The 14,363-nt window shown below is 41.3% G+C and carries 11 protein-coding genes; 2 read left to right on the top strand and 9 right to left on the bottom strand.

The window, feature by feature from the left end:
• Positions 1–144: 144 nt before the first annotated feature.
• From NSQ11_RS05120 to NSQ11_RS05095, 6 genes are all read right to left on the bottom strand, one after another.
• Positions 145–2,454 (bottom strand): YhgE/Pip domain-containing protein, encoded by a 2,310-nt coding sequence (locus NSQ11_RS05120; protein ID WP_048001728.1) that lies wholly within the window; start codon positions 2,452–2,454, stop codon positions 145–147.
• A 64-nt stretch (positions 2,455–2,518) separates the two neighbouring features.
• Positions 2,519–3,097: a TetR/AcrR family transcriptional regulator gene (locus NSQ11_RS05115; RefSeq protein ID WP_007497184.1), complete on the bottom strand. Its 579-nt coding sequence runs from the start codon at positions 3,095–3,097 to the stop codon at positions 2,519–2,521.
• A gap of 175 nt (positions 3,098–3,272) precedes the next feature.
• Positions 3,273–4,685, bottom strand: a complete 1,413-nt coding sequence (gene hemY, locus NSQ11_RS05110; RefSeq protein ID WP_025207039.1) for a protoporphyrinogen oxidase — start codon at positions 4,683–4,685, stop codon at positions 3,273–3,275.
• A gap of 22 nt (positions 4,686–4,707) precedes the next feature.
• On the bottom strand, positions 4,708–5,646 hold the full coding sequence (gene hemH / locus NSQ11_RS05105) for a ferrochelatase (protein ID WP_265154020.1): 939 nt from the start codon (positions 5,644–5,646) through the stop codon (positions 4,708–4,710).
• 32 nt (positions 5,647–5,678) lie between these two features.
• Entirely contained in the window at positions 5,679–6,737 is a 1,059-nt protein-coding gene (gene hemE / locus NSQ11_RS05100) for a uroporphyrinogen decarboxylase (protein WP_007497181.1), read from the bottom strand.
• A gap of 124 nt (positions 6,738–6,861) precedes the next feature.
• Positions 6,862–8,997 (bottom strand): transglycosylase domain-containing protein, encoded by a 2,136-nt coding sequence (locus tag NSQ11_RS05095; protein WP_335357815.1) that lies wholly within the window; start codon positions 8,995–8,997, stop codon positions 6,862–6,864.
• Between the two features lie 127 nt (positions 8,998–9,124).
• Between NSQ11_RS05095 and NSQ11_RS05090 the strand changes: the two genes are divergently transcribed.
• Positions 9,125–9,610 carry an antibiotic biosynthesis monooxygenase gene (locus tag NSQ11_RS05090; RefSeq protein ID WP_007497177.1) on the top strand — a complete coding sequence of 162 codons (486 nt, stop codon included), beginning with the start codon at positions 9,125–9,127 and terminating at the stop codon, positions 9,608–9,610.
• Between the two features lie 494 nt (positions 9,611–10,104).
• Entirely contained in the window at positions 10,105–11,292 is a 1,188-nt protein-coding gene (locus NSQ11_RS05085) for a M20 family metallopeptidase (RefSeq protein ID WP_008348870.1), read from the top strand.
• 29 nt (positions 11,293–11,321) lie between these two features.
• On the opposite strand, the gene NSQ11_RS05080 is transcribed toward NSQ11_RS05085, so the two are convergent.
• From NSQ11_RS05080 to NSQ11_RS05070, 3 genes are read right to left on the bottom strand one after another with little or no spacing between them, the layout of a single operon-like run.
• Positions 11,322–12,029: an EcsC family protein gene (locus tag NSQ11_RS05080; protein WP_048001729.1), complete on the bottom strand. Its 708-nt coding sequence runs from the start codon at positions 12,027–12,029 to the stop codon at positions 11,322–11,324.
• Between the two features lie 54 nt (positions 12,030–12,083).
• Complete coding sequence (locus NSQ11_RS05075; protein WP_007497169.1) at positions 12,084–13,304, bottom strand: ABC transporter permease; 1,221 nt, start codon at positions 13,302–13,304, stop codon at positions 12,084–12,086.
• A complete protein-coding gene (locus tag NSQ11_RS05070) occupies positions 13,297–14,037 on the bottom strand; it encodes an ABC transporter ATP-binding protein (protein WP_008348877.1) in 741 nt (246 codons plus the stop codon). Before NSQ11_RS05070 ends, NSQ11_RS05075 begins: the two co-directional genes overlap by 8 nt.
• Between the last annotated feature and the right edge of the window lie 326 nt (positions 14,038–14,363).

The following is a 14,363-nucleotide window of genomic DNA, read 5'->3' as shown; positions in this document are numbered from 1 at the left end:
AAAACCTTTGCATGCTAGGAAGGACGAGCATCGGGGCGGAGCGAATTTAACATTCGTGAGCACCGAAGCGCAGGACTGACACCGCATGCGAGGGTTTGTCTACACGCTGAAAACCTTTCTCATGGAAGAGAAAGGTTTTTTTGATTAAGCTTCTTCTTGTTTCATTTTTCTTATGTTCCAAGCAAAGTATGCTGTTGTTGCAGCCATCATGATGATGGCTACTGTTCCAAGAATCGCTGCTTGGTGCCATAAATAACTGTTATCACCGCTGGCAATGATCGTTCTAAATCCGTTGATGGTATACGTCATTGGAAGCAGACTGTGAATGACTTGGAAGAATTTTGGTACAAGCTCTAGCGGGAATGTACCAGCACTTGCTGCAAGCTGAAGAACCAAGATAATGACGGCAATAAAGCGTCCTGGGTTCCCCATCGTCGTCGCAAGAAGCTGAATGATCGCTAGGAATGTCAGACTGACGATGATCGCAAAGAGATAGAAGCGCCAGAGGCTTTCCACTTCAAGTCCAAGTCCAAAGATGAGCATGGAGCTTGCAATCACTGCCTGCAAGATACCGACTAAGAGAAGCACACTATATTTGCTGACAAACCATTCAAACGCATTTCTAGGGCGTCCTGCAGGATCTTTCATTGGGAATACAACAGTCAGCATAAGAGCTCCAACAAAGAGTCCCATTGATAAAATATATGGTGTGAGCCCTGTTCCATAGTTATCAATTTTTTTCGCTGTATCATTCTCTGTTTTGACTGGGCTTGCAATCATATTGTAGTTGTCCTGCCCCGCATCAATGTCTCCTGTTTCATCTGCAGCGCTTTTTAGCTTATCAGAAAGCTTTCCAGTCCCACTTTTTAAGTCACCTAATCCTTTATCAAGGGATTTTGACCCTTCAGCCAGTTTAGATGAGTTGCTTTGGATACTCGCTGATCCACTTTCTAGTTTATTCAATGCTGCACTAAGCTGGCTTGAACCATTTGCCAGTTTATCCGCACCACTTTTCGCTGTATCAAGCTTTCCATTTGCTGTTTGCAGGCCATCTTGTAATTTCCCTTGACCCGTTTGAAGCTTCAGTGCACCTTGATACAATTTATTCGTACCAGATGTCATTTGATCAATCGCATTTTGTATGGCGACTGTTGATGTATACAGCTGTTCTGTTTTCTCTGGCAGCTGCTTGACTTGCTGTAACTGTGCTTTTGCAGATGCAACCGCAGACTGAACTTCACTTGCGTCAGGCAGTTCCTGCAGCGCCGCTAAACTTTGCTCAAGCCCAGACAAATCAGGCAGTTCGATTGTAGGAAGACTGTCTAGTTGATCCATTGCCGCCTTTTTCTCTTCATCTGTCATCGAGCTGTTTTGAATAATACTTTTTACTTTTGCATCTCGATTAGATAATGCTTCTTTTAAAGAAGCAAGTTTGTTACTAAACGTTTTTGCATCTTTTTTCACCTGATCAATCTTAGGCGCCATCTTTTCAAGATTCGCTAATTCAGGTGAAGACAATACTTTCTCCACAGCAGCGATTTTTTCTGAAAATGACTGTGCTTTATTGTTCAGCTGCTCAATGCCTGCTGTGAATTGCGGCATTTTAGAAGAAAGCTGCTCATGTCCTTCACGGCTTGTGTTTAACCCTTCGGTCAATGTATCAATTCCTGTGCCAAGCTCACCAAATTTCTGATCAATCGTTTGATAGCCTGTTAAGAGCTGACCAAGACCGCTATCAAGAGATTGAATTCCAGTGTTCAGTTCACCCATTTTTCCTGCAAACTGATGAACACCTTCGCTATACGTTAACGTTCCTTCTGCCAATTTCGCCAAATTGTCTTTTAACTTTTGGCTACCGTCTTTTGCGCTTTTTGTTCCGTCATCAATTTTCTTCGCTCCATCGCTTGCTTGATCTAATCCTTTTGCAATCGTTTTGAAGTTATCAAAGATGACCTCTGCATAATTTTCTGTGACTTCCTTTGAAACCGAATCTTTTAATTTGATAATGGCGTTATTCGCAATTTGAGACGCAGCATAGTTTGCGCCTGGATTCGTATAATATTTCAGATTCGATTTTTTCGGATGTTTGTCTAGTACTGTACTCGCATTTTTCGAGAAATCTTTCGGAATCTCGACGACGAGATAATAGTCTTCGTTATTTAACCCTTTGATGGCCTTTTCTTCACTATCAACAAAATGCCATTTGAAACTATCGTTTTTCTTCAATTCCTTCACTAAATCATCGCCCACTTGAAGGGTTTTGCCGTCATAATGACTACCTTCATCCAAGTTGACAACCGCTACAGGTAATTGATCAACTGTACCATATGGATCCCAGTAAGCTTTTAAAAATACACCACTATAAATCAGTGGAATAAATAAGACAGCTAAAATCGGGATCAGTAGTTTTTTGCTCGTCACAATGTCTTTCCATTGATTCCGAATTACATTCATTGCTGTTTTCCTCCCATTGATGAATGACTAAATTAAGAATTCGGTCATTTGAACTTAAAAAAAATTATGTTGTTGCAGACAGTCCTTTTAGTACATAAAGCTCGAGCGATTCAGCGACCTCTTCTTTTGTTAAAGGCTCATATCGCTTTTCCCAGTCAAAAATAAGTGCAATATATAGTTTCACCATCACAAATGCCGTCAATTCAGGATCACAGGGCTTGATATCGCCTTTTTCAATCGCTTCTTTTACTTTTGTTTTAATATAGCGAATGATCATCTGCTCCATTTTTTCAATCATTTCTTTCACTGCTGATGTGCCAAGCTCCGCATTTTCCTGAAAGATTTTAATTGTAAGTTGGTGGTTTTTTCGAAATTCTAATATTGCAAAGAGTGCTAAGTGAAGATTTTCTGAGAAACTATTCTTCTCATCTATTGCTTCATCTGCAATTTTCCTCATCTCCATTAACAGTGATGTGAAAATTTCATCGAACAGCTCTTCTTTGTTTTTAAAAAAGGTATAAATCGTTCCTTTTCCGACGTTAGCAAGCTTTGCTACAAGGTCCATTGTCGTGGCTTTATACCCGAACTGGGTAAACGCCTTTGTTGCTCCATCTAAAATCATTTGTCTCCTATCAACACTCATGATCTCACTCCCAAAATGACTATTTGAACGTTTCGGTCATTAAGTACAGAAAGTAATATACCACATCTTTTTCGTCAGATGCAACAACTTTGTTCAATTTTATTATTCACCACTCTTTTCTAAACATACGAACATGAAAAACTCCCTTTCCATGACAGAAAAGGGAGTTTGTTTTTTATGAAAATAGATAAGATACAGCTTCTGAGATGGCAGCTTTTCCTTGATCAATACAATCAGGAATCCCAACACCTTCAAATGCAGCACCCGTGATATAAATACCAGGATATGATTGCTTAAACGTTTCTCTCATCGTCGAAATCTCTTTTTGATGACCCACATGATATTGCGGCATGCTTGTTTTCCAGCGAGTCACTGTCGTCAGCTCTGGATCTGCTTTAATATCCATGATTTTCTTCAAATCCTCCAGCACGATGCTCACGATTTGATGATCAGACTGTTCAACAATTGATTCATCGCCAGCTTTCCCAACGTATGCACGGAGCAATGTTTTTCCTTTAGGTGCAGTGTGAGGCCATTTCTTATTTGTCCACGTACATGCTGTAATGGAGAAATCACTATTTCTTGAGATGACAAAACCAGTACCATCATATTCATTGTGAACATCTTCTTCTTTAAATCCGAGTGCAACTGTTGCAACAGAAGTCGATGTCATGTCATGCAAGTACTCAAGCCCTGCTTCTTTTGGAAACATGGAATAGATCGATTGGTGAGGAGTTGTCACAATGGCAGAATCTGCAAAAAGCGTTTGACCGCTGTCTAATTGAACGCCATAGCCTCCCTCTGCTTTTTCGATCTGGGTCACTTTTGTCCCTTTGTAAATCTTCGTCAGCTTGAGTTTACTTTCGACCGCTTCAACAAGTGCTTGCAGCCCTTGATTGATTGTCTGGAACTGTCCTTGCTTTTTCGCTGTCACTTGTTGCGCTTTTGCATGCTGCTGTGATTTTTTCATCCCAAGAATCAAACTGCGATGCTTCTGTTCTGTTTGATAGAACTGCGGGAAGGTAGACATTAAGCTCAGGCGATCAATGTCACCAGCATAAATGCCTGATAGTAGCGGTTCAATTAAATTCTCCACCACTTCATCACCCACACGTCTTCTAAAAAATTCCCCCAGAGACTGATCTTCTGTCTGTTTGCTTTTTGGCAAAACGAAATCCATCGCTGCACGTGCTTTTCCGGCAACTGAAAAAAGCCCAGTTGTAATGAAAGGACTGATTTGAGTTGGAATGCCCATGACAGCGCCCTTTGGCATCGGATGAAGGGTTTCATTGACTAATACATACGCTTGCCCTGTTTCATTATTGACGAGCTGATCAGATAGGCCAACATCTTTTGCCAGCTGGGGTCCACTGACCTTTCTTTCTAAAAATGAATCGGGTCCACGTTCAATGATATAACCGTCTTTATATAATGTTTGAATTTTTCCACCTAGCCTAGGACTCGCTTCAATAAGAGATATTTGGATAGGAAGGCCTTTTTCTTCAATTTCCTTTTCCAAATAGAAGGCGGCGGCCAAACCTGTGATGCCACCGCCAATGATGACAAGGTGTTTTTGATTGTCATGCATAGGATCGCCTTCTTTTATATGATTACTTGCTTTCATTAAGCTTCTTTAATACGACTGCTGCCAGTGCATCAATAAATGCTGGTTTCGCATTTGGCATTTCTGGACGATAGTAAGCTGCACCAATTTCATCCGTGACGACTTTACATTCATAATCATTGTCGTATAACACTTCAAGGTGATCAGCGACAAAACCAACAGGCACGTATACAAATGTTTTATAGCCTTTTTGCTCAAATAGGTCACGCGTGAGATCCTGTACGTCTGGTCCAAGCCACGGATCAGGCGTATTGCCTTCACTTTGCCAGCCAATTTCATAATGCTCAATTCCTGCACCTTCAGCAATCATTTTTGCAGATTGTGCAAGCTGATCAGGGTATGGGTCCCCTGCTGCAATAATTTTTTCAGGAAGACTGTGTGCAGACACAATCAGCACTGCTGAATCTCTCTCTTCCTGACTCATGGATGCATACGTCTCTTTCACTTGTTTCACCCAATAGTCCACAAACTTCGGCTCATCGTACCAGCTTTCAACAGAAGTAATGTTCAGATGGCCAATCTTTTCTGCTTCATCTTGTGCACGTTTGTTATACGATTTCACACTAAATGTGGAGAAGTGCGGTGCTAGGACAATACTCACCGCTTCTGTGATACCATCTCGGTGCATGTCAGCGACAGCATCTTCAATGAAAGGCTCGATGTGTTTTAACCCAATGTATACATGAAATTCAATCTCGTCTTGGATCTCATTCAAATGTTCACACAAACCATTTGCCTGCTGTTCTGTAATTTTTGATAAAGGAGAAATGCCGCCAATTGCCTTGTAGCGGTCCTTTAAATCTTGCAGCATCTCCGGCTCTGGCTTTCTGCCTCTGCGGATATGTGTATAGTAACGTTCAATGTCTTCTTCTTTATATGGGGTGCCATATGCCATGACAAGTAGCCCCATTTTCTTTTTCTCCACAACCAACACTCCTTCGGATCATTTGAAATCATTTAGATGGATGTCTTTTTATGTTTAGCTGAATAATCGTGAATAAAATCAGTCAGCTTCTTTAACGTGTCTGGTGAGACATCAGGAAATACCCCGTGACCTAAGTTAAAGATGAATTGATCAGATTTCATTCCTTGATCTAAAATCGCTTTTGCTCTTTCTTCAATCACTTCCCAAGGAGAAAGTAAAATCGTTGGATCAAGGTTTCCTTGTAACGTTTTTGTTAAGCCTTCTTTTCGCGCTTCGTCTATACTCATACGCCAATCCAGTCCAACGACATCAAGCGGCAAGTCATGCCAATCTTTCGCCAGATGGCTCGCACCGACACCATACATAATCATTGGTACGTTTTCAGACTTCAGCTCTGTGAAAATACGCTGCATGACAGGCTTAATGAAGGTCCGGTAATCTGCTGCATTTAAAGCGCCAACCCAAGAGTCGAAGATTTGAAATGCTCGGACGCCTGCTTTTACCTGAGCGCGTATGTATGTGATCGTCATATCGGCTAATTTATTCATCAAAAGCATCCATGTCTCTGGCTCACTGTACATGAGCGCCTTTGTTTTATGATAATTTTTAGATGGACCGCCTTCGATCATATAGCTTGCCATCGTAAAAGGTGCACCTGCGAAACCAATCAGCGGAACATTCAACTGCTCCTCTGTTAACAGCTTGATCGTATCAAGCACATATGGCAGGTCTTCTTCAGGATGAAGCTCTCCAAGACGCTGGATATCTGCCTTTGTCCGAATAGGCGAGTCAATCACTGGTCCAATTCCATTTTTAATTTCAACATCCACTCCAATAGCTGGAAGCGGAGTCATAATATCTTTATATAAAATAGCGGCATCTACACCATATTGTTCTACAGGAAGTCTTGTTACGTAAGCACATAGCTCTGGCTGATGCGTAATTTCAAATAGCCCGTATTTTTCTTTAAGGGCACGATATTCAGGCTGCGAGCGTCCTGCCTGTCTCATATACCAAACCGGTACATGGTCTGTTTTTTCCCCTTTGCACGCCTTTAAGAACGTGTCATTAAAAGCCTTCGTTTTTCCCATTACCTTTCATTCCACCTTTCGCCTCACACTCTCTTTGTATAAGGCTCAAACACTGCTTTTACTATACCGCTTTTTCAAGGCTCGGTATACTAAAGCGGCTCAATGTTCAAAAAATCGCCGAATATTAACGTCCAAAAGCCTCTGGCTTGATATAAGCACTACCTTCGCCTTCTTCTTGTGTTTGAGTATTGTATGGAACAACCTTATACTGCACATCTGAAAACACATTTGCATACGGCATTGTGTAGCTGTTTGTTCCCGTTACAGAATCGATCAGGGTCTCGCTTCCATTTCTCTTTTCATAAATACGATATTCAACGCGTTTGTCTTCCTGTTCATCCCATGACAGCTCCAATGTAAAGAGCCCTTTGATTTTAAATGCATAACGTGCTTCAAAGCCTGACAGTCCTTCTAAATGGATTGGCGATTGAAGTTCTTTAATTCCCTCTGGTTTTTGGAATGTTTCATTGGTTATTTGGGCTGTCGTTAAAATATCTTTCATTAACTGCACTGGATACTGACTGCCGCCAGTTAAATAATGACTGTTATCCGTTTTGTCATACCCCATCCAGATTGCCCCTGTTGTACTAGGCGTGTAGCCAGCAAACCAAGCATCTTTCGTTGCCCCTTTGACACCGGCATACGTAGTTGTGCCTGTTTTACCAGCCAAATCTCCAGCGTATGATCCGCTCTGAGCGGTTCCGCCTTTGACGACCTGTTGAAGCATTCTTGTCATATTCCAAGCATTTTGTACGCTAAACACTCGTTCTTCTTTGTTTCGATTTTTTTCAACGGTTTCACCATCATCATTCGTGATTTTCTGAATGAAGAACGGCTTTTTATAGACGCCTTCATTTGCAAATGTATGAAATGCTCCAGCTATCTGCAACGGAGAAACCCCTTTTTCTAAACCGCCAAGCGCTATGGCAAGTCCTTTATCCGAAATATCCATTCCCATTTTCTCAAGATAGGATTTAGACGTATCGATGCCAAGCTGGCTTAACGTCCATACGGCAGATGTATTTTTACTTTTCATGAGAGCCTCTACCATCGTGACCCTGCCTTCGTACTGTCCATCGTAGTTCTTTGGAGAATAGCCGTCATAGCTTTTTTCCTTGTCCTCAAGCAGTGAATACGGTCTGAATTTTTTCTCCTGCATCGCTGGACCATATACTGCGATCGGCTTAAAGACAGAACCAGGCTGTCTAACAGCTGTGACTCTGTTATAGCCTCTTGCCTGATATTCTCGTCCGCCTATTGCTGCTTTTACACCACCAGATGCGTTGTCAATAAACACAGCGCTGCCTTCAGGTGACCCGCTTTTTCCCGGGAAATAACGATTGTTTTTCATCGCATCATAGGCAACTTTTTGCAAATTCATATCGATTGGTACGGTAATAGTATAGCCGCCTTGAAGCAATTGTTCATGCGAAATCGAATACTGTGATTCTGCTTCTTTAATCATGAGATCTACATAACTGTCCACCCAAGGGGTTTCTGATTTCTTTTTTAAATGAATACCAAGTGTTCTTCCTTTTGCTTCAACTGTTTCTGTAGAAGACAAATATCCTTGTTCATTCATTAAATTCAGGATGGTATCCCGTCTTTGTTTATTTTTATCTGGGTGTAGAACAGGGGAATACGTTGAAGGTGCCTTTGGCATGGCAGCAAGTGTAGCTCCTTCACTGACAGTGAGATCTTTTACATCTTTACTAAAATAGTAATTGGCCGCTGCTTGGATCCCATAGACGCCATGACCAAAGTAAAGCTGATTCAAATACATTTCAAGCAGCTTGTCCTTTGAATAATCTCTTTCTAAATTGATCGCAATAATGACTTCTTTTGTTTTTCGAAGAAACGTTTTATCATTTGTGAGAAAGATATTTTTGGCGAGCTGCTGGGTGATGGTACTGCCGCCTTCTACCTTTCCACCTGCTAATATATCTCGATAAACCGCCCTTGAAATCGATTGTGCATCAATTCCGTGGTGCTCATAAAAGCGCTTGTCCTCTACAGCAACAAAAGCTTTCGCCACTTTATCTGGGACCTCTTTTAATGACACAGGGTCCCGATTTTCTGAATACATGCTTGTGAGTTCTTTTCCATTCTGATCAATGATTTTCGAGGAAGCGTGAAAAACGAGCTTCTTTTCGTCTATGACATAATGTCCTAAAAATAAAATGGTCAGATAGCCAATAAATGAAAGCACGATTGTACTTCCTGCAATGACTAATGGAATGATTATCTTCTTTTTCTTCAAATTAGGTCACCTCATTCCTTTATACGGATAGTATGGGATGTATTGCTTCATAATATGTTTTATGGATTGACTACCAAAGAATTATATATCATTCTTTTGTTATACTATCAAGCAGGAGGCGGTTTAGATGAATTTCTATATTACATATGGAACAGCAGACTTTTTGCAAAAAATCGCAAAAAAACATCATCTTGAAAATCTGCTTTATACGGTCGGTAAGGAACAAGCGGCTCTTTTTCATGAAACGGAGGGTGAGACAGTCTTTAAAGCACCCCATGCCTATGATGTGATTTATACAAAAGGTGAGCTCGTCCAATCTGGCTTTGTCACGCTGAATCATATCCCTGTAAAGCTCGAAAGCAGAGCACTTTTTGAATCCACCTTTCAGAAAAAAACAAATATGTCAGAACACCAGCGCGGCTTTCAGGCGCTTCGTGTGTTAAGACCAAAAAAGGATGAAGAAGTGTACTTAATTTTGACCCTTTGGGAATCTGAAGACTTATTTCAAGACTTTCAAGAGTCAGAAGCCTTCTTTCAGCCGCACGAGGATACTGGCTCCATCTTCTCTCGTCCTGCCTATCTGACATCCTATCATGCCGTCATAGACCATTAAAGAAGTGCTGCTCTTCGCACTTCTTTTTTTCATAAAAAAAAGCCCTTCTGCTGGGCTTTCAACGCTTATCTCTAAGCTCGTACCGATGAATGATTGGCTGAAGTACATAAAAATTCAGCAAGATCCATCCTAATAAGATGGGCCATTTGAGCATAGGTGAAGCACCTTTCATCTGAATAAGTAGTACCAACAGTGGAATCAAACAAATCATCAAAAAGCTCATCTTCGAAACGAACGTTTCTTTGATTTGATGCCGGCAGCTTGGACAAAGCATCATTCTCGTATGCGATAAATGAAATTTTTCGACGAAAGAAAATGCTTTTGAACAATTTGGACAGCTTCCCAATGCCACTCCCCCTTTTCAAGCTTCATACTTAACCTTCGACTTTTATGTAAAATGACCTTTTCTGTCATTCTCGACATCCTCTTCTGTTGAAAGATTCTAACAATTACCATACAATCAGTAAAAGAGCTTAAAGGAGGTTTTCGGATCAATGACAGTATCCACTTTACACAAAAGGATCAATGAACGTCTTGATGAACATTATGAGGAAATGGTTGAAATTAGACGCCATCTCCATATGAATCCAGAACTTTCTTTTCAGGAAGAGGAAACAGCTGCTTACATCGCTCAATATTATGACAGATTACATATCCCAACACGCACACATGTAGGCGGACATGGTGTACTCGCTTTTATTGAAGGAGCTTCCCCTGGACCGACCATTGCATTGAGAGCTGATTTTGATGCACTTCCCATTCATGATGAAAAGGATGTACCTTACCGTTCAACAAAACCTGGCGTCATGCACGCATGCGGTCATGATGGCCACACAGCAACACTTCTCGTCTTAGCGAAGATCTTACATGAGCACCGAGATCAATTAAAAGGAAAAATCGTCCTCATTCATCAACACGCTGAAGAATATGCCCCCGGCGGTGCGAAACCAATGATTGAAGATGGCTGTTTAGACGGTGTTGACGTCATTTTCGGCACCCACCTTTGGTCCTCAGAGCCATGCGGCACTGTTCTTTATAAAAGCGGGAACTTTATGGCAGCCGCCGATCGTTTCTCTATTCAAGTGCAAGGGAAAGGCGGACATGGCGCACAGCCGCACCTGACGAAAGATGCCGTACTCATCGGTTCACAAATTGTAGCCAATCTTCAGCAGGTCGTGGCCCGTAAAGTCAACCCGATTGATTCTGCGGTGGTATCTGTAGGGGGATTTGTCGCTGAAAATGCCTTTAACGTCATTGCAGATTCGGCCGTGCTAACAGGTACTGCACGTTCCTTTGAAGAGAGTGCACGCCATATCATTGAACGTGAAATTGAACAGGTAGTGAAAGGTGTCTGCCACATGCACGATGCCTCTTATACTTATGAATATGTAAGAGGCTATCCTGCAGTCAAAAATCACCCTGCACCAACTGAATATATAGCAGAAATAGCCAAACAGACAGAAGGAGTCACAGAAGTAAAAGAAGCAGAAACCCAAATGGGCGGAGAAGACTTTGCTTACTACCTTCAGCATGTTCCTGGTACTTTCTTCTACACAGGCGCTATGCCAGAAAACAGCCAAGATGTGTATCCACACCACCATCCGAAATTTGATATTAACGAAAACGCAATGCCTGTCGCAGCAAAGGTACTCGCTCATGCCGTCCTTTCCTACGATGAATGAAAAAAAGCCGCTGCCCAACAGCGGCTTTTCTATTTCAATTCCTTCAACACACGCAAGTGAAACACATGGCGTGCGACTTCACCAAGCTGTCCTGTCAGCTGATGATTTGCCACCCCACCAACAGCGGCACCGACCACAGGCATTAATTGAAACAGCTTCACAAGGTCAATATAATCTCGATATTCCTGCTGAAAGCTATACCAATCCATCTCTTCCCGGGTTGTTTCCCATTCTTCAATGAGTTTCATCATTTTTTGACGGTGTGTACTGCTTGAAAAGGCGAGTTGAAAAATACAAAGCAAAAAGAGTCTTTCCTCTTTTTGAGACAAATCGAATCCATATATACAAGCAAGCTCATATAGACATTTCATTTTAATACTCAAAAGGAGAGGGAAATCCGCCATTCCGAGAAACAATCCACCCGCACCTGTGCCAATTCCTTCAATCGCAGCGGCCTTTTGATAATATGTCACCTTTTCCTTTGCCAGCTCATTTCGCTCTACAATAGACAATTGTTCATCAATGACTGTAAATGAAGTAAAATGGCTTCCTGATACGGTGGATTCAACCATTTTTTTCACCGCACTTGTGATGACTTGATGAAATCGAGCAGGGATTCGGCGATTCACTTGCTGCTGAACGCCTTTTGAAAACCGCTCGATCTTGGATGGTTTTCTTAAAAAACGCATTTGAAAAAAAATGGCCTCTTCATACAGTTCCCGTTCAGCTGCATTCATCCCAGTTCCCTCCTTGGTGACATCATTCGCTCGCTGTAAAAAACAATTCTCCGCTTATCTCATCTTTTTTAATCTGCTTTGTACGTAAGGCTTGAAGAGGACAAGCACAAATACCAATGAAATGAGAAGAGCAAGTCCGCTTCCCTTCCATCCACCTGCTGGGAAAACGGCGGAGCTCAGTACAATTGACTGGATGATGAGTACATTTCGTACGAGAACAAAAAAGCTTCGATCTTTTTCTTGCTGAGACACAGGATAAAGTGCCTGTAACGACAGATGAGCAAAGTGCTTTGTTAAAGGGACAAGCTGTACACCTGTGATAAAGACTGTAAACAAGACAAGTAATGCCCCCACCCAGCCTGCTGCACCTGTATACAAGAGGATGAGCACAAACACGACCGTTAACCTAAACACAAGACCAAAATAGTCATTTGAACGTAAAAACGCCCTCACATACATATAAGAAAAAGCTTTACGCTGTTCATAAGGGACAAACTGCAAGACCCAGTCCATATACGCCCTTCTTTTCACTTGTTTCTTTAAATGAGGGACATCCGTAAATAAGTTTGCCAAGCGATAAAAACGCTGTTTTCGTTTTAACTCATCAGAAATATGCAATTCCCATTGAAAAGGCTGTTTTTTTACTGCATTTGTTAAGTAAATGAGATAGACAGCATATAAAAGATAAAAAACGATGGCAATGGCATAAGCTGCTTGTAAAACGGTATACATTAACATTGTATTGAGCAGAAAACGAATCACTGCATCAATCCATCTGACATGTTTCCCTTGAAAATAAGTGATTCTCCACTGAATCGCTGTATTCAGACCTTTTATTAAGATCATTTGCGCCAAAATGAGCACATATAGCATCAGATCGCCTGAGGAGACAGCCGAATATAGCGGAAGTGCAATAATGGACACGGCAATCAAAGGAAATAACTGAGAAATGAAGCTAAAGTTAAACGCTTGTTTTAAATAAGGGTCCATCTTAGCTTCCAAAGGAAGCATAAACACAAGATCTGCCTCTTTGATCAACGTTCGCACGTAAGAACTAGTCAGGACCAATGAGAAAACAACTGCCATGACCCAATAGGATGGGAAGTGAGCTGGAATATGCTTCAGCCAATTACTGTACCAGCTCGCCCCGCCTGCAAGGAAAAAAATGAGCACAATCACAAGATGATCGTTGAACATATATTTTAAATATTTTCTTGTTTCTTGTACGTGTTCTTCTAATCGTGATTTCCAAATGGTTTGCGTTGTTTTACTCATAGCTTTCTTCCTTTGTTAATTCCAAATAAAGATCATCGAGTGTCGCATCTCTCATGTTGAACTGCTCTCTTAGTTCTGTCAGTGTTCCTTTCGCTCTAATTTCCCCTTCATGCAAAATAATAAAGGAATCACAATAACGTTCCGCTGTGGCTAAAATATGCGTTGACATCAGAACACTTGCACCGTTTTGTTTCGCCGCATTCATCCGTTCTAATAATGCGTTGATCGCAAGCGGATCAAGCCCTAAAAACGGCTCATCGATAATATACAACTCTGGCTCCACAAGAAACGCACACATAATCATCACCTTCTGCTTCATCCCTTTAGAAAAATGAGCAGGGAACCATTTCAATCGCTTCTCCATTCGGAATTCCTTCAGCAAAGACGGCAGACGTTCTTCTAATTGTTCTTTTGAAAGGCCGTAAGCCATCGCTGTCAGCTCTAAATGCTCTTTTAACGTTAATTCTTCATATAAGACAGGTGTCTCTGGAATAAACGTAAATTGTGAACGATACGCCTCTTGATCTTCTTGAAGGGTTCGTCCGTTCAGCTCAATGACCCCTTTATGAGGTTTCATTAATCCAATAATATGACGAATGGTTGTACTTTTTCCCGCCCCGTTTAAGCCAATGAGACCAACGATTTGGTTTCTTTCTAATTCAAATGAAATATTTTTCAGAACGGGATTCTTTGTATATCCACCCGTTACATCTTTTACAGTTAGAAGGGACATCAGTTCGTTCCTTTCTTTCTTTTTTCCTTTATAGTACCAAAAACGAAAGACAATTTGAAATGTTTACCTATAGACAACTCATGAATAAAACATCGGCATACTGGTCATCATAATGTATGTAGAAGAAATGAACTTGATGACCAATACGTAAATGAGGTGTTTGTTAAAGGCAATAACCGCATGACAAGTTGGTTTTTCATCTAAAAACCTTAGCTTCTGTTTTGCTTCACTGATTCTTGATTTTTGTGTCCTATACAAATATGTATACGACGAACCAAAACGTCAAATGAGGTGTTTACGGCAGAAATAGCAGGCATATGAATTCT

This window comes from Bacillus sp. FSL W7-1582 (genome assembly GCF_038593325.1).
Taxonomy (GTDB): Bacteria; Bacillota; Bacilli; order Bacillales; family Bacillaceae; genus Bacillus; species Bacillus altitudinis.
This window is presented reverse-complemented; position numbering and strand designations above follow the sequence as displayed.